Below are 18,086 nucleotides of genomic sequence, written 5' to 3' on the forward strand. Positions count from 1 at the left end.
CTTTTGACTTAACATAAATAATGAATGAGGATAAGATGAAACAATTTTTGGAAAAAGTGAGTATACTTTCCCTGTCGTTAGTATTGATCACATCATTTTCTATATCAAGTGCCCTACCAGCCATGTTTGACTATTATCAGGGCTATTCGACTGGTCAGGTCGAGCTCTTGGTCAGCCTTCCATCCTTTGGGATTATGGCCATGCTCCTCTTAAATGGAGTTTTAGAACGGATTTTTCCTGAACGTCTCCAGCTGACCTTGGGACTTTTGATTTTGTCAATCAGCGGAACAGCTCCCTTCTGGTATCAGGGGTACTACTTTGTCTTTGCTACTCGTCTCCTTTTTGGAATTGGTGTGGGGATGCTAAACGCCAAGGCCATCTCGATCATCAGTGAACGGTACCATGGCAAAACTCGTATCCAGATGCTTGGTTTTCGTGGGTCAGCTGAGGTAGTGGGAGCCTCTATCTTGACTCTGGCAGTTGGTCAACTCTTGACCTTTGGATGGACTGCAACCTTCTTAGCCTATGCAGCAGGTTTAGTGGTTCTTGTACTCTTCCTTCTCTTTGTCCCTTATAACAAAGAAGAAGTTCATGAGTCCAAGCAAAAGACAGAAGAAGTAGCGAAACTAACTCGCTCCATGCTACAGTTGATTTTCTTTCTAGCTATCGGTGCTGCAGTCATTGTATGTACCAATACAGCTATTACCTTCCGAATTCCTAGTCTCATGATTGAGGCAGGCTTTGGAGATGCTCAATTGTCTAGTCTGGTCCTCAGTGCCATGCAGTTGATTGGGATTCTGGCCGGAATTAGCTTTTCTTTCCTCATCTCTGCCTTTAAGGAAAAATTGTTATTGGTTGCGGGTGTAACCTTTGGTATTGGGCAAATCATCATTGCTCTTTCACCTTCTCTTTGGGTTGTCGTTGCTGGTTCGGTCTTAGGAGGATTTGCCTACAGCATCGCTCTGACGACTGTCTTTCAGTTAATTTCTGAGAGAATCCCAGCAAAGCTCCTTAACAAAGCAACTTCCTATGCTGTCTTGGGATGTAGTTTTGGTGCCTCCTTAACACCATTTGTTCTTTCAGGAATTGGTTTAGTAACAACGAATGGTCGAATGACCTTTATCATTCTAGGAGCATGGATGATTGCGACATCAGTCCTTGTTTCTCTCCTATTGAAAAAAGAAGGTTAACAAAAAGAGGTTGAGAAAAAATCTTTACAATCAGAAAAACGCATATTATCAGGTGTTGAAAAGCCTTGATACTATGCGTTTTATTTTTTTTCATTTTCTGATAATACTCTTCGAAAATCAAATTCAAACTGCGTCAACGTCGCCTTGCCGTATATGTGTTACTGACTTCGTCAGTTCTATCCACAACCTCAAAACGGTGTTTTGAGCAATCTGCGGCTAGTTTCCTAGTTTGCTCTTTGATTTTCATTGAGTATAAAATTGAGTTTTTGATCAACTTTTTTTAGTGCTCAGGCGAACATTTGCCAAAAGTAATCAATGATGTAGGTCAAGCCGTATGTGTAAACGACCAGGGTAAAGGGCTTGGTCAGAACGATGATAGTCATGTAACGCTTGAAGCTCATCTTGGTTAGAGCTGCTAGCATACAGAGAAAGTCCGCTGGACTAACCGGCCAAATCATCATAAAGATAAAGAATCGATCAAAGCGATTGCCCTTGTCTAGCCAACCGATGTACTTATCATAGGTACGCTTGCTGACGACAGATTGAACAAAGGGTGCTCCGTAGAGGCGAACCAGGTAAAAGATAATGGCGCAACCAATGACAATGCCGATATAGTTGTAGATTGTCCCAATAATGTGACCGTAGATAAAGACACCTGCAACGGAGGTCAGAGCACCAGGAATGATAGGAACCACCGTCTGTAAAATCTGCAAAAAGATAAAAAGTGGTGGCCCCCAGATACCGGCCTGTTGGATAAAGGCAGATAGGGTTTCCTTGGAATGCAAAACGCCAGCCTGATAGGCCCAGATACAGAAAATCAAAGTACCAACTCCACCGATGATGGAAGAAATATTGATTGCTTGCTGTAGAAGGGGAGAAACAGCTTTCATTTCTTTATCGTGTGACATGTAAACTCCTCTTGAGTAGTATGATTCTACTATACCATATTTTGAGGAGAAAGACTATATGGGGTACTTCATGTGACTTTGCCTCAAGTATGGTAAAATGGGAATAAGAAAATGGCAGCTTAGAATGAGGAAAATCATGTTAGGATTGAAGTTTAATGGCACTTGGCGCAACTACCAAAGACAGGTCTTGGATAACTTTCAGGAATATCAAGCAGATGGCCATGTCCACTTGGTGGCAGCACCAGGTTCTGGGAAAACAACCATTGGTATCGAGTTGATTGCCCGATTTGATAAGCCAGCTCTGGTTTTGGTGCCAACGGTTACCATTCGGGAACAATGGGTGGATAGAATTCGCCAGGCCTTTTTAGAGGATGAGGACCAGATCAAAGGTCTCGTGTCTCAAAATCTTAAGGACATGAAGCAAATCACTATCGCTACCTACCAAGCTTTTCACAGTGCTATGCAACAGGTGCAATCTCAAGAAGAGAATGGTGAGACGGTGGATTTTGGCGGTTTTGACCTGCTTGCCAAACTCAAGGAAAAGGAAGTTGAAACCCTCTGTCTGGACGAATGCCATCACTTGAGAAATGAATGGTGGAAAAGCCTAGAAGATTTCCGTAAAAATTACCAACAACTGCAAGTCATCTCTCTCACAGCAACACCTCCTTATGACAGTGAGCCAGAACTCTGGGATCGCTATCTCCAGATGTGTGGCGAGATCGACCAAGAAATCACAGTGCCAGAGCTAGTCAAAGAAGACACTCTCTGCCCTCATCAGGACTTTGTCTATATCTGTTTTCCAACCAAGGAAGAGGACAAGCGTCTGGAAGAGTTTGAAGAGACCAAGTGGCAGTATGTCAGCCAACTAGTCGTTGATCCTGATTTTCAGACGCTCATTAGGTCTTCCAAGGTTCTCAAAGGGGAAATTTCTGCGGATATGCTCCTCGAAGATCCCAAGTATCTCTCAGCACTCCTCATTTATCTACAGGCTCAAAAGCTGGAAATCCCCAAGCATCTACAAGATTTACTGGGAGCTGAAGGCTTGCCTGCTCTCAATTATTATTGGCTCGAAGTTCTCTTGCAAGGTCTTCTCTATCAGACTCCTGACTGGTATGAGAATCCGCAGGAGACAAAGAAAAAGATAGAAGCAGAACTGAAATCAAGAGGACTGATTGAAAAACGTCAGGTCTTCTTGGTAAAATCCAAGGCCAATGACCAAATCCTCAACCAATCATTGGGGAAATTATCTGGAATTGCTGATATCTTTGCGACCGAGTATGCTAGCCTCGGAAAAGACTTGAGACAACTAGTCCTAGCAGACTATATTCGTAAGGACTTTGCTAACTATCTAGGGGATGATCAGGCACCTATCACTCAATTAGGTGTCCTACCTTACTTTGAAATAATTCGCAGAAGTGCACAAAAGCAAGGTCTTTCTGTCCCTATAGCAGTTCTTTCTGGTAGTGTCGTTATCATACCTGCCAGTGTCAAGGCTGAACTCGAAGCACTCATCCCAAACACTAGCTTGACCTTCTCTGCCATCGGAAAACTTGACCAAGGGACCTATCTCCAAGTAGGTTTTCCATCCAGCTTTAAGGGGATGGTCGCAGCAGTGACCGAGCTCTTCCAACGTGGTTCTATCCAGGTCTTGGTCGGAACCAAGTCTCTCTTGGGAGAAGGATGGGATGCACCTTGCGTCAACTCTCTCATCCTCGGAAGTTTTGTCGGAAGCTTTATGCTCAGCAATCAGATGCGGGGCCGTGCCATCCGTATCTGGCCAGGACATCCAGATAAGACTAGTAATATCTGGCACCTAGTAGCCATCAAACCGTACAAAAAACCAGCCTTTTCTAAGGAGGATCAAGAAGAACAAGATCTCAATCCTTATCAAGACCTCCAAACCCTTGCCCGTCGTATGGACCATTTCCTTGGTTTATCTTATAAGGAGGATACCATCGAGACAGGGCTGGATCGCTTGGACTTTCCTAAAGCTCCTTTTAAGAAAAGTAAGATTAAAGCCTATAATCAGAAAATCAAGGAATTGTCCAAGGACCATAGCTCCCTTCGCAAAAAATGGCAGGAGGCGTTAGTAGTTGTGGATAAACTGGAGATTGTCAATGAGGTAGCGACGGATCGTAAGCAAATCCCTCTCTTGACACTAGTTGATGCTGAAAAGTGGCTTCGCTATTCTTTCTTATTGATTGCAGTTAATCTCCTCCTCTATCTTTTTAAAACAAATGGTATTCGTCTTGCTTGGTTAACGACTATTAGCCTTGTTTTGCTGACTATTGCTTTGGTCCGTTATTTCTTTTACAAGAGTCCTTATGTACGCCTACGTCAGGTGGGTGAAGGTATTCGTAATGCCATGCTAAAGACGGGGCATCTTTCCGATGATCAGTCGCGCGTGCAGGTGGAAGAAGATAAGGATAGCTATTGCGTTTTTGCCTATCTTAAGGGTGGCAGTATGCGAGACAAGGAACTCTTTTCTCAGACCTTAGGAGAATTCTTTGCACCCGTTGACAATCAACGCTACCTCTTAGTCGCTAAAAAAGCACCAGCAGGTCAGTCCAAGTATTTTGTAGTTCCTAGCCTTTTTGAAAAGCGCAAGGAAGAAGCACAGCACTTCCAAAATGCCGTCGCCCCTCATTTAGGTGATTACCAGCTAGTCTACACCCGTAACGAAGCAGGCAGAAAAGTCTTACTCGAAGCCCGACTCAAATCCCTAGCCAACAAAAATGACCGCCTCATCACCAAGAAAAAAGTCAAAAGTGCGTTGAAGTAGGGAGGGAGAGGAGGTTTAATCTCCTCAGTAAATAAAAAAGAAAGAAATAATCATGGCAGATACATTTTTAATTCTAGGTAATGGTTTTGATATTGCAATGGGAAGAAAAACAAAGTATACAGATTTTATTGAGTTTGAAAAACAATTATTTTCTAATCCTGATGAGGAATTGCTAGAGTTTTTAAAAGCTAAAAAAGTAAGGATTGAGAAATACAGAGATAATTTGTATTTGAAATTTATTAATGAAAATAGAGATAGACTTGGAGAAAATTGGTCTAACCTTGAAATCATGATTTCTCAACTTGCGGATGCAATAATGTATTTTAAAGAGAACAATGAAGTACTATTTAAAGTTGCTACTACAGGACGAATTTGGTTATTGGAAGAGAGTTTATTACAAGAAAAAAATTATAGGTCAAGATTATATATTGCAAATATGTTTTTTTCACTTTTTCATGAAAAAGGTTGGAGTTCTTTAGAAAGAGAAGTTGCATTGGATAAATTAAATAACGAATTTATTAGGCAACTTGATTTACTAATTGAACTGTTAGAAATCTATCTGTCGTATTTGGACTATCTTGATTTTAGTGTAATAAATATTCAAGTAAGCCCAACAGCTCTAGACAGGGTTCCAAATTTATTAAATTCCTATGTTCTAAATTTTAATTATACCAACACATCTGGTCATCTATTTGGGATCTCTGAGGAGAATACTCACTTCATACATGGGCGAATTGATCTAGAGAGAACTTTCAATCGAATCAATACTATGGTCTTTGGAATTGAGGACAAAGAAAATAATATCAATAGTGGTTTAATTCCTTACCAGAAATTCTATCAACGAGTTGTTAAAGAAACCGGAAGTAAATTCGAAGATTTTTTTAGTATCACAAATTTAACAAAAGACTATATACATGTATCAGGAAAAAAGTTTCCTGTTACCCATAGAACTCCTAAAAACATAGTTGTGTTTGGTCATTCTGTAGACCCTTTGGATAAAGAGATATTCCAAAAATGTTTTGCATTAGCAGAGAAAGGTGAGTACTCTTATCGGTTTATTTTTACTTATTTTGATGAACCAGCTAAACGTTCGATTATTAAGAATCTCGCAATCATCCTAGGTAAAGAAAAACTGATAGAGTTGACAACAAAACGCAATATCGTATTTGTTAAAAGTGATGATAAAGAAAGTATGGAAAAATCCTTACTCCCATAATATAGTCATAAAGTAATTGAGTTTATAGAATACAATTGTAAAATTGTTTTCAAAAAAGTTTGTAGCCCACTCGTCCTTTCTAGTTCGAGTGGTTTTTCTTGAAATATGATAAAATAGAAAAGATAATACATGAATTAAGGAAAGTAAAAATGGCAAGTAAAGAAAATGCAGAACGCAAGGAGCTGCATCGTAAAATTTGGGCGATTGCGGACGATGTTCGTGGTGCTGTAGACGGTTGGGATTTCAAGCAATACATATTGGGAATCCTATTCTATCGCTTTATTTCTGAGCATATGGCTGACTATTTTGATCACGCTGAGCAAGAGGCTGGGGATTTAGAATTCCGTTATGCTGATTTGAGCGACCAAGAAGCTGAGCGAGATTTTAAACCAGGGACAGTTGAAGATAAGGGATTCTTTATTCTTCCTAGTCAACTATTTGAAAATGTCGTTAAGAACGCTTCACAAAATGAAAATTTAAACGAGAACTTAGCCAATATTTTCCAAGATATTGAGAAGTCAGCGATTGGATTCAAGTCTGAGGATGATATTAAAGGTTTGTTTGATAACTTGGACACACGAAGCAACATCCTTGGTGGAACTGTTCCAGAAAAAAATAAACGTCTTTCTGATATCCTCAATGGTATAAACGGTATTAACTTTGGGAACTTTGAGGAAAATGATATTGATGCCTTTGGGGATGCTTATGAGTTCTTAATTTCCAACTATGCCAGTAATGCTGGTAAAAGTGGTGGTGAATTCTTCACTCCTCAGACAGTTTCGAAATTACTTGCTCGTTTGGTGATGGTTGGTAAGGACAAGATTAACAAGGTTTACGACCCAACATGTGGCTCGGGTTCGCTCTTGCTCCAGATGAAAAAACAATACGAAGACCATATCTTGGAGGATGGTTTCTTTGGTCAAGAAATCAATATGACCAACTATAACTTGGCTCGTATGAATATGTTCTTGCACAATATCAACTACAATAACTTTGATATCAAGCGAGGAGATACCCTTTTAAATCCTCAGCATTTGGATGAAAAACCTTTTGATGCTATTGTTTCTAACCCTCCATACTCAGTCAAATGGGTGGGAGATGGAGACCCAACTCTCATAAACGATGACCGTTTTGCGCCAGCTGGTAAACTAGCTCCTAAGTCAAAAGCTGACTTTGCTTTTATTATGCATAGTCTCAACCACTTGTCTAACAAAGGTCGAGCAGCTATTGTTTGTTTCCCAGGTATTTTCTATCGTGGTGGTGCTGAAAAGACCATTCGTCAGTATCTAATAGATAACAACTTTATTGAAGCAGTGATTGCTCTGCCTGATAATCTCTTCTTTGGAACTTCTATCGCAACCACTATTTTAGTGTTAGCTAAGAATAAACTAGAAAATAAAACGTTTTTTATTGATGCGAGTAAAGAATTCAAAAAAGAGACCAATAATAATGTCTTGACGGATGATAATATCGAACATATCGTTGAGTTATTCACTAATTATCAAAGTGTTGACTATAAAGCAGCTCTTGTTGATAATGAAGTGATTGGTTCAGAGCAGGATTACAACCTTTCTGTCTCAACCTATGTCGAACAAGAAGATACACGTGAGAAGATTGATATTGATGAGCTCAATCAAGAAATCGCTGAGACTGTTGCTAAGATTGACCACTTACGTGCAGAGATATACAAGATTGTAGAGGAGCTAGGAGGTAAATGATGAATATCCTAGAAGAAATCCAAAACTGTCCCGTTGAGTGGAAAGAGTTGGGGGAAGTGACTGATACTGTTACAAGTCCAGTAAAATTAACTAAAAAGGAGTATCAAGTATCAGGGAAAATACCAATTGTTGATCAAGGGGAACAATTCATTGCAGGTTTTTCAGATTATGGGAAATATCTGAAAAAGGATGAATATATTATTTTTGGGGATCACTCAGAGCATGTAAAATATATAGATTTCGCTTTTGTTCAAGGAGCTGATGGTTTAAAAATTTTGAAACCTAAGAGTGGCATAAAAGCAAAATATATATACTATTGTTTTTGTAATTTTTATAAGAAAGAAGGAAGTTATAAAAGACATTGGAGTAAAGCAAGAACTACTCTTATACCAATTCCTCAAAGTGAAGAAATTCAAGAAAAAATCGTGCAAACACTTGACAAATTTACGGATTATGTTACAGAATTGACCTCAGAATTGACCTCAGAATTGACCTCACGTAAAAAGCAATATTCTTTTTATCGAGATAAACTCTTATCATTTGAGGATGAGGTTTATCAGGTTGAGTGGAAGATGTTAAATGAGTTTCTTAAAAAAGGGAAAGGAACTAAAATTACAGCTAGTCAGATGAAATTACTTCACAAAGAAGGTGCGCCAATCCGTATCTTTGCAGGAGGTAAGACATACGCTGATGTAAATTATGGAGATATCCCTGATAAAGATATTCATACTGAAGAAGCAATTGTTGTAAAATCTCGTGGAATTATTGATTTTGAATACTGTACAGAGCCATTTAGTTTTAAAAATGAATTTTGGTCATACAGTTCAGACAATGAAAATATCAACCTAAGATATATTTATCATTACTTAGTTCATAATAAAGAACATTTTCAAAACATTGCTAATAATATGCAAATGCCGCAAATTTCTAGTAATGATACTGAAAAATTCAAAATCCCAGTCCCATCCCTTGAAATTCAATCTCGCATTGTTCAAGTTTTAGATAACTTTGAAATTGTTTGTAACGACTTAAATATCGGACTGCCCAAGGAGATTGAACTGCGTCAAAAACAGTACGAATATTTCCGAGAAAAACTCTTGACATTCGTCGCCGAAGGCGAGTACACTGAGAGTAGAGTAGAGGAGTGGGACAACTCCGCTATTATTAAACTTTTACAGTGGGTATTTGGCCCAATTCGAGTGAAGGTGGGACAAGTTGTCAATTTGCAACGTGGGAAACGTCTTGTTAGAAAGCAACTAACTACTTCAGAAAGTTTTCCGGTTTATCAAAACAGTTTGATGCCTTTAGGATATTATACTGAATCAAACAGAGTGAAAAATACTAGCTTTGTAATTTGTGCAGGGGCGGCTGGTGAAATTGGATATAGCGATAGGGATTTTTGGGCAGCAGATGATGTCTACACATTAGAGACGTCAGATAATATTTCTGATAAATTTATGTACTATGTCTTGTTAAGTAAGCAAGATAGACTCAAATCACAAGTTCGAAAGGCTAGTATTCCGAGATTATCTAAGGATGCTTTTGATAAAGTAACGTTCTACTTACCATCTCTTACTGAACAAGTAAGAATCGTCTCCATACTTGACAATTTTAACACCCTAACCAACTCTCTTTCTGAAGGTCTTCCAAAGGAAATTGAACTAAGACAGAAACAGTATGAATACTGGCGAGAACAATTATTAAACTTTGCTAGATAAATTCTTTAATCAATGTGAGATGGAATCTCAATTAAAATAAAAAAGGAAGCATGCTATGGTTGATTATTCAAAAATACATGAAGTAATTGCGGAAACAAATGAAGGGATTCTCTTGGCTGAATATCAACCAGAGTATCGCACAGATAGAGAGTATCAGTCAGAGGCAGATTTAGAAAATCAGTTGATTTCTGATTTGGTGGATTATCTCAACTATGAACGCTTAAATATTCACACACCTGAAGAGCTTTTAGCAAATGCCAAGGTGCAAATAGAAAAACTTAATAAGGTGACTTTTTCGGATGCTGAGTGGGATCGCTTTGTAGTAGAGTATTTAGACTGCCCCAATGAAGGATTAGTTGAAAAAACTCGAAAAATTCAAGAAAATTATATCTATGACTTTGTCTTTGACGATGGACGAATTAAGAATATTTTTATCATTGATAAGAAAAATATTCACAACAATAGTATGCAAGTCATCAACCAAGTGATACAAGTAGGGAGTCATACCAACCGTTATGATGTTACGATTTTAGTGAATGGTCTTCCGTTAATTCAGATTGAATTGAAAAGACGTGGTGTTAGTCTTAAAGAGGCTTTTGAACAAATCCATAGATATAGTAAGGAAAGCTTCAATAGTGAAAATTCCTTATACAAGTACATTCAGATCTTTGTTATTTCTAATGGGACTTATACGCGCTACTTTGCAAATACGACAGCTCAAAATAAAAATCATTATGAATTCACCTGTGAATGGGCAGACCGTAAAAATAAAACCATTCACGACCTGGAAGACTTTGCTGTTACCTTTTTGAGCAAACGAGTTCTCTTGGAAGTGTTGACCAAGTATTGTGTCTTTGATGCTGATAATACCTTACTCATCATGCGCCCTTATCAGATAGCAGCAACAGAGAGTATTTTACGAAAGATTCATTCCACAAATGAAATGAAGAATTTCGGTACGATCAATGCCTGTGGCTATATCTGGCATACGACGGGTTCTGGGAAAACTTTGACCAGCTTTAAGACCGCTCGTTTAGCAACAGAGTTGGACTATATTGATAAAGTGATATTTGTGGTGGATAGAAAAGACTTAGACTATCAAACCATGAAGGAATATCAAAAATTCCAACCAAATTCAGTAAATGGTAGTAACAATACAAAAGAACTCCAACGTAGTATTGAAGAAAATGATGGTAAAATCGTTGTCACAACTATTCAGAAGTTAAATAAATTTATAACAGCAAATCCAAATCATGAAATCTACAGTAAGAAATGTGTCTTGATTTTTGACGAGTGCCATCGCTCTCAGTTTGGGAAGGCGCAAAAGCGTATCAAAAAAGCTTTTAAACAGTATGTTTTATTTGGATTTACAGGAACTCCGATTTTCCCAGAAAACAGCTTAACAGGAGAAACAACACAAGAGGTTTTTGGAGAGCAACTTCATAACTACGTTATCACAGATGCTATTCGAGATAAAAAAGTGTTGAAGTTCAAAGTTGACTATAACTATATCAAGCCAGAAATCAATAAATATAGAGAAGCAGAAAAGGCAGTCGGTCGAGAGCTCGATGAGAAGAAACTCAAAAAGATGGAGAAGGAACTCCTTTTGCATCCTGAACGGATTGCAACCATCACAGAGTATCTGTTGAGAGTTTATAATGATAAGACGCACCGAAATCAACACTACACTCACAAACAAAAACAACTGTCTGGATTTAATGCCATGCTGGCTGTACAAAGTATTGAAGCTGCGAAATTATACTATGAAGAACTTCAGCGACAACAAGCAGCATTACCAGAAGCTAAGCGTTTGAAGGTCGCGACTATCTTTAGCTTTGCGCCTAACGAAGAACAGTCAGCTTATGGAGAGATTCAAGATGAAGAGCTAGATCCTCAAGATACAGCCATGCCTCTCTCTTCTAAAGAGTTTCTGGCTAAGGCAATCTACGACTATAATCAAATGTTCAAGACTAACTTTTCGACTGATGGGAAAGAGTTTCAAAATTACTATCGTGACCTTTCTAAACGAGTTAAGTCCAAGGAAGTGGATTTGCTGATTGTAGTAGGTATGTTCTTGACAGGTTTTGATGCGCCAACCATGAATACCCTTTTTGTCGATAAAAACCTACGTTATCATGGCTTGATTCAGGCTTTTTCTAGAACCAATCGAATTTTTAACAAAGTTAAACCTTTTGGGAATATCGTATGTTTCCGTGATTTAGAAAAAGCTACGCAAGAAGCTATTAGAACCTTTGGGGATACCAATAAGCTTGATATTATCTTAGAAAAAAGCTTTAGTGAATACATGGATGGTTTCGTGGACCAAGTAACGGGTATCGAGGTCAAAGGCTATACTGCGGTTTGTCAGGAAATTCTGGAAAGATTCCCAAATCCGCAAGAAATTGAAACAGAACATGATAAAAAAGAATTTGTTAAGTTATTTGGTGAGTTTCTGAAGCTTGATAACGTCCTTCGAAATTATGATGAGTTTCAAGAAATCGATAAGCCTATTTCTGAAGGTTATCTCCAAGATTTAAGGAGTTCTTATGTAGAAATTCGAGATGAATTTTTGAACCTTAAAAATTATGAAAAGACCAAGGATTTGGATGTTGATCTTTCAGATGTTGAATTTGAAATCGAACTCTTAAAAACAGATGAGATTAATCTGGATTATATTCTGGCATTGATTGTTGAAAAATCTAAGAATTCTGAGTCTAAAGAAGTAATGAAAGCGGAAGTTAGTCGTGTGATTCGTTCTAGTATCGATATTCGTGCCAAAGAAGAGTTGGTTATCGGGTTTATCAATGACACTGATTTGCAAAAATTGAAAGACCATGATGAGATTATCAATGCTTTCTATGCTTATGGTAAAGAACGTAAAGCAGTCGCTATTCGTGAATTAGCAGAGTCTGAAAATCTTGTAAAAGATTATCAATTATTCATTGATCGTTCTATTCAACGTGGTTATGCTGAGAATAGTGGAGCTGATCTGGATTCGATTATTCCACCGACTTCTCGTAGACAAGGAGCTCGTGAACGTAAGAAACAAGAAGTTTTACATCAGATTCAAACGTTAGTAGAGATTTATTCAGGAATTTAGCGAAGTGGACGTTAGACTCATCTAAAAATCGATTCACTCATTTTATAGAAATAACTTTGTTTCCGTATTTCCTGGGAACTAATAGAAAGTAAGGAGAAATATGGAAAATAACAACCAACGTGTCCTTTGTCAGCAACTCTGGGCGGAAAATAAATACCTTGTTTTGAGCCATTCCAGCAATATTTACAAGGATATTCGCCAGTATCTCAAGCAAGAAGTGGTGGAGTTGAGTCATGTTCAAGAGATGATTGACTGTGCCTGCCAGATTCCAGAACACAGGGGTCAGGCTTGCAATGCTTTTCAGCATATTTGGGGCTATTTTAAAAAGGAAGCCAGTCCTGATGAGCGCAAAGACTATATGCTCTTGCTGGATCGCTATCGCTTTGGTCAGGCTTCCAAGCAAGACTTGATTGCTAGAACTAGAGATTTGCTTGAACGCTACCCAAATGCTTATCTGCAACATTCTACTTTGTTGAAAGGAGACTCCCATGAGACTTTGGCATGAGGCTTTGATTCCACACCTTCCCCGTCCTCAGCTCTTGGGGCAACATCGAGAGTGCTGCGCCCTTCGTGGCAATGGCTGGGGCAGAAAGCATGCGACGATTGACTATGTCTTTACCCACTCGCCCTATCGTCTCTATGCCTATCATCGTTTGATCATGGAGGAGATGGCTGACCGTGGCTACAATGTCAGTCCAGAGTGGCTGGACAAGAACTACCGTGGCAAGAGCTGCCCTCCTTATGAAAATTTAACAGAGGAGAAGCTGAGAAATCCTATCTATAGCGAACACGACTCTGCCTACCATGAGGAGTGTCTGGCTAATCTCCGTGAGAAAGGCATTGAGCTGGAGTAAGGGTCAGGATTAACTCTAATTAAGAACTCTTTTCGTAAATTTTTCGAATAATAAAAGTGAGACCTTTAGAATGATTCTAAGGTCTTCTTTTTACAAGTATTTGGATTTACTTTTAATAACTTTTAAGTTATAATTAAATTGAAAAGAGGTTGCTTGGTGCACACAATTTACTTCTATAAGGACAAAAATGGAAATGAGCCAGTCTTGGATTATATGAGAGAATTGGCTAGTCGTAAAAGTAAAGATAGTCGCATTAAACTGAATAAACTAAACGACTATATTGAGTTGCTTAGTCAGCATGGGACTAGAGCTGGTGAACCCTATATGAAACATTTGGAAGATGAGATATGGGAATTAAGACCTCTTAGGGATAGGATTTTATTTGTAGCTTGGCTTGATGGTAGTTTTGTTCTTTTACATCATTTTGTCAAAAAGACTCAAAAGACCCCTAGAAGAGAGATTGAAAAAGCCAAGCGTGAACTGAAGGACTTAAAAGAAAGAGGAGTAAGTGATGAAAAATAGTGCCATCGGGAGTAATTGGAAGGATGTTCGGTCTCAACTCTTTACCAAGGAAGAAATCCTTGAAAGTGATATGCGAGTAGCTATCATGAGTGAGTTGATTGAAGCTAGGCATGAGCAAGGAATTAGCCAGAAAAAGTTAGAAGAACTTAGTGGAGTGAGCCAGCCAGTCATAGCTAGGATGGAAACAGGAAAGACCAGTCCTCAGTTGGATACCGTCTTAAAAGTTCTAGCCAGTTTAGGCAAAACACTCGCAGTTGTCCCACTTGAACAGGAAAAAGGTTGATAGGGATGGAATGACTTGGTTTGCTAAAATCACCCACTGGATAATTTTACCTCCCGTCCGCACTTTATCAGGGAAATATCAAAATTACAAAAGAAAAGCAACATATAGTCTTTTCTAATAACAAGCCATAGTCAGGCTCCTAGTTATGAATCTGTGACGGTAATCTTGTTTTACTTGAAAATCTATTAACCATTGTCTATCAAGGATTTGGGGAATCTTCTCCAAATCTTTTTTTTTGCTTTAAAAAGCGATATAGTTTCAAACTATATCAAAGCCTAATTTTTTACAATTATACAGATGATTTCTTTTCTGTTAAGATAGTTTCAACAACAATTTTTGGAGGACAAAACATGTCAACTACAATTATCGGTTTCCCACGTTTGGGTGAATTCCGCGAATTAAAATTTACAACTGAAAAATACTTTAGAAAAGAAATCTCAGAAGAAGAACTTTTAGCTGCTGCTAAAGAATTGCGTGCAAAACACTGGAACATCGTTAAAGAAAAAGGCATCACTGAAATCCCATCAAATGACTTTTCTCACTATGACAACTTCCTTGATGCTGCCTTCCTTTTCAACGTAGTTCCTGCATCTGTTCAAAACTTGGACTTGTCAGACCTTGAACGCTACTTTGCTTTGGGACGTGGTTACCAAGGAGAAAAAGGTGATGTTCGTGCCCTTCCAATGAAGAAATGGTTCAACACTAACTACCACTACATCGTACCAAAATTTGAAAAAGAAACTCAAGTAAAATTGGCTGGTCACAAGATCTTTGATGAGTTCCAAGAAGCTAAAGAGCTTGGTCTTAACACTCGTCCTGTCCTTGTCGGTCCATTCACGTTCCTTCAATTATCAGACTTTGAAGAAGGCGTGAAAGCAGAAGACTTCGTAGATAGCTTAGTAGCTGCTTACCAAGATGTTTTTGCGAAATTGGCTGAACTTGGTGCAACTCGTATCCAACTCGACGAAGCTGCTCTTGTCAAAGACTTGACAGAAGAAGAAAAAGCCCTCTTCTTGAACATCTACAACAAACTTTTGGCTGACAAAAAAGGTCTTGAAGTCTTGCTTCAAACTTACTTCGGAGACGTTCGTGACGTTTACGCTGACCTTGTGAAATTGCCAGTAGATGCAATCGGTCTTGACTTCGTTGAAGGTAAGAAAACTCTTGAACTTGTTAAAGGTGGCTTCCCAGCTGACAAGACTCTTTATGCAGGTATTGTCAATGGTAAGAACATCTGGCGCAACAACTACGAAAAGAGCTTGGCTATTCTTGAGCAAATCCCAGCTGAAAACATCGTTTTGACAAGCTCATGTTCACTTCTTCATGTGCCATTTACAACTGCTAATGAAGAATTCGAACCAGCTATCTTGAACCACTTCGCATTTGCAGTTGAAAAATTGGATGAAATCCGTGACTTGGATGCTATCCGCAACGGTCAAGGTGCAGAAGCTCTTGCAGCTAATAAAGAACTCTTTGCGACTGAACGTGTTGGTGAAAATGCGGAACTTCGTGCGCGTATCGCTGGATTGACTGACGCAGACTACACTCGTTTGCCAGCCTTCGCAGAACGTGAAGCTATCCAAGAAGAAGCATTCAAACTTCCAGCTCTTCCAACAACAACGATCGGTTCATTCCCTCAAACTAAGGAAGTTCGTGCTAAACGTTTGGCCTTCCGTAAGGGTGAATTGTCACAAGAAGAATACGATGCCTTCCTTGCTGAAACCATCGACGAATGGATCAAATGGCAAGAAGAAGTTGGATTTGACGTGCTTGTACACGGTGAATTCGAGCGTAACGACATGGTTGAGTACTTCGGTCAAAACTTGTCAGGTTACCTCTTCTCTAAGAACGGTTGGGTACAATCATACGGTATGCGTGGAGTTAAACCACCAATCATCTGGGGTGATGTGACTCGTCTCAACCCTATCACTGTGAAATGGTCTAGCTACGCACAAAGCCGTACTGACAAACCTGTTAAAGGTATGTTGACTGGACCTGTTACTATCCTTAACTGGTCATTCCCACGTGAAGACATCTCTATCAAGGATTCTACTCTTCAAATTGCTCTTGCTATCAAGGATGAAGTTCTTGACCTTGAAGCTGCAGGCGTGAAGATTATCCAAATCGACGAGGCTGCTCTTCGTGAGAAATTGCCACTTCGTCGTAGCGACTGGTACGAAGACTACCTTGACTGGGCTATCCCAGCCTTCCGTTTGGTACACTCAACAGTAGCACCAGACACACAAATCCACACTCACATGTGTTACTCAGAATTTACAGATATCATCCCAGCTATCGACAACTTGGATGCAGACGTTATCTCATTTGAAGCTAGCCGTTCAAACCTTGAAATCTTGGATGAACTCAAAGCGAAAAACTTCCAGACAGAAGTGGGTCCTGGAGTTTACGATATCCACTCACCTCGTGTGCCTAACGAAGGCGAAATCGACCACACAATCGAAGCAATCCTTGCGAAAGTACCAAGCAGAAAAGTTTGGATCAATCCTGACTGTGGTTTGAAAACACGTGGTATCCCAGAAACGAAAGAAAGCTTGATCCGCCTTGTAGAAGCTGCAAAAGCTGCGCGTGAGAAATTGTAAGAAAAGACAATTCTCCCTACACGGTTGATCAGTAAGAAATCAACTAGAAAAGGTTCATACATATGTCACGTCAAACACCGTCCCTCTCATTTGAAGTTTTCCCTCCAAACCCAGCAGTAGGCAATGACAAAATTATTGCAGCCCTGAAAGACATGCAGGGCTTGGCACCACACTTCATCAGTGTGACTGCTAGTAATAATAAATTTAATATCAAAGAGACGACGGTTCGTTTGGCAGACTATATCCAAAATGACTTGGAGATTCCAACCATTGCTCACTTGCCAGCTATCTACTTGACTAAGGATAAGGTGGCTGAGACTATTGCAGATTTGGATAAGGTTGGGGTTCAGAAAATCTTGGCCCTTCGTGGAGATATCATTCCAGGTGTTGAGCCACAAAAGGATTTTCGTTATGCGACAGACTTGATTGAGTTTATCAAGGAGCAGGCACCACATTTTGATATTATTGGAGCTTGTTACCCAGAAGGGCACCCTGATTCACCAAACCAAATCTCAGATATTCAAAATCTGAAAAGAAAAGTAGATGCAGGCTGTTCAAGTCTTGTCACTCAGCTTTTCTTTGACAATGAGCGTTTCTACGATTTTCAGGACAAGTGCACCTTGGCTGGGATTGATGTACCGATTCATGCAGGAATTATGCCAATCCTGAATCGTAACCAAGCTCTTCGTCTCTTGAAGACTTGTGAGAATATCCATCTTCCACGTAAGTTTAAAGCCATCTTAGACAAGTATGAGAATGACCCTGAGTCACTCAGAGCAGCAGGACTTGCCTATGCCGTAGACCAAATCGTGGACTTGGTAACGCAAGACGTAGCAGGTGTGCATCTCTACACTATGAACAATGCAGATACTGCTCAGTACATTCACCAAGCAACCCATGCCTTGTTCAATCATCAATCTTAAAATATTAAAAAGCAAACCATTCTTCTTTTCATAGAGGAATGGTTCCTTTTTGATAGAAAAGACCGCACTTTTTAAGAAAAATATGATAAAATAGACTCTGTACGTACTTGATACAAAGATGAGGGTATTAAATAATACAATGCATTCAAACTGCAAGGTTTAGCGACACGAGCGAGTCAAATCGATATCATTTGACGAGGGAGTTAGTAAAGCATCTAGCTAATCGCCTAATAGCGATTAGCATGAAAGGCTTAGATGCTTTAGCATCAATC

Annotated in this window: 13 protein-coding genes; 12 read left to right on the top strand and 1 reads right to left on the bottom strand. The window is 39.2% G+C overall.

All coding sequences use genetic code 11. The features are described from left to right. The first annotated feature begins 35 nt into the window (after positions 1-35). Positions 36-1,190, top strand: a complete 1,155-nt coding sequence (locus HMPREF1116_RS08035; RefSeq protein ID WP_007555392.1) for an MFS transporter — start codon at positions 36-38, stop codon at positions 1,188-1,190. 287 nt (positions 1,191-1,477) lie between these two features. Here the strand turns inward: HMPREF1116_RS08035 and HMPREF1116_RS08040 are convergent, their stop codons facing one another. Next, positions 1,478-2,098, bottom strand: a complete 621-nt coding sequence (locus HMPREF1116_RS08040) for a TVP38/TMEM64 family protein (protein ID WP_000017634.1) — start codon at positions 2,096-2,098, stop codon at positions 1,478-1,480. Positions 2,099-2,234: 136 nt separating this feature from the next. On the opposite strand from HMPREF1116_RS08040, the gene HMPREF1116_RS08045 reads away from it, so the two are divergent. The 11 genes from HMPREF1116_RS08045 (at position 2,235) to metF (ending at position 17,814) form a co-directional block, all read left to right on the top strand. Next, complete coding sequence (locus tag HMPREF1116_RS08045; protein ID WP_000901077.1) at positions 2,235-4,880, top strand: DEAD/DEAH box helicase family protein; 2,646 nt, start codon at positions 2,235-2,237, stop codon at positions 4,878-4,880. A 52-nt stretch (positions 4,881-4,932) separates the two neighbouring features. Next, the gene (locus HMPREF1116_RS08050; RefSeq protein ID WP_000785715.1) at positions 4,933-6,096 is read left to right on the top strand and encodes an AbiH family protein; all 1,164 of its coding nucleotides are present in this window, start codon (positions 4,933-4,935) and stop codon (positions 6,094-6,096) included. A gap of 149 nt (positions 6,097-6,245) precedes the next feature. Beyond that, positions 6,246-7,814 (top strand): type I restriction-modification system subunit M, encoded by a 1,569-nt coding sequence (locus tag HMPREF1116_RS08055; protein ID WP_000146972.1) that lies wholly within the window; start codon positions 6,246-6,248, stop codon positions 7,812-7,814. Continuing rightward, positions 7,814-9,532: a restriction endonuclease subunit S gene (locus tag HMPREF1116_RS08060; RefSeq protein WP_001022895.1), complete on the top strand. Its 1,719-nt coding sequence runs from the start codon at positions 7,814-7,816 to the stop codon at positions 9,530-9,532. Before HMPREF1116_RS08055 ends, HMPREF1116_RS08060 begins: the two co-directional genes overlap by 1 nt. Before the next feature lie 55 nt (positions 9,533-9,587). Further along, positions 9,588-12,632, top strand: a complete 3,045-nt coding sequence (locus tag HMPREF1116_RS08065) for a type I restriction endonuclease subunit R (RefSeq protein ID WP_000228825.1) — start codon at positions 9,588-9,590, stop codon at positions 12,630-12,632. Positions 12,633-12,732: 100 nt separating this feature from the next. Then, entirely contained in the window at positions 12,733-13,137 is a 405-nt protein-coding gene (locus HMPREF1116_RS08070) for a YbgA family protein (protein WP_000429944.1), read from the top strand. Continuing rightward, positions 13,121-13,486, top strand: coding sequence for a TIGR02328 family protein (locus tag HMPREF1116_RS08075; RefSeq protein ID WP_001241784.1), 366 nt, complete (start codon positions 13,121-13,123; stop codon positions 13,484-13,486). The genes HMPREF1116_RS08070 and HMPREF1116_RS08075 overlap by 17 nt, the downstream gene beginning before the upstream one ends. A gap of 156 nt (positions 13,487-13,642) precedes the next feature. Further along, the gene (locus HMPREF1116_RS08080) at positions 13,643-14,008 is read left to right on the top strand and encodes a type II toxin-antitoxin system RelE/ParE family toxin (RefSeq protein ID WP_000556946.1); all 366 of its coding nucleotides are present in this window, start codon (positions 13,643-13,645) and stop codon (positions 14,006-14,008) included. Then, entirely contained in the window at positions 13,998-14,291 is a 294-nt protein-coding gene (locus HMPREF1116_RS08085; RefSeq protein ID WP_000797747.1) for a helix-turn-helix domain-containing protein, read from the top strand. The genes HMPREF1116_RS08080 and HMPREF1116_RS08085 overlap by 11 nt, the downstream gene beginning before the upstream one ends. Before the next feature lie 350 nt (positions 14,292-14,641). Then, positions 14,642-16,891: a 5-methyltetrahydropteroyltriglutamate--homocysteine S-methyltransferase gene (gene metE / locus HMPREF1116_RS08090; protein ID WP_000108249.1), complete on the top strand. Its 2,250-nt coding sequence runs from the start codon at positions 14,642-14,644 to the stop codon at positions 16,889-16,891. Between the two features lie 62 nt (positions 16,892-16,953). Then, the gene (metF, locus tag HMPREF1116_RS08095; RefSeq protein WP_000089954.1) at positions 16,954-17,814 is read left to right on the top strand and encodes a methylenetetrahydrofolate reductase [NAD(P)H]; all 861 of its coding nucleotides are present in this window, start codon (positions 16,954-16,956) and stop codon (positions 17,812-17,814) included. Positions 17,815-18,086: the final 272 nt, after the last annotated feature.

The sequence above is a fragment of the Streptococcus sp. SK140 genome, from assembly GCF_000259525.1.
Classification (GTDB): Bacteria; Bacillota; Bacilli; order Lactobacillales; family Streptococcaceae; genus Streptococcus.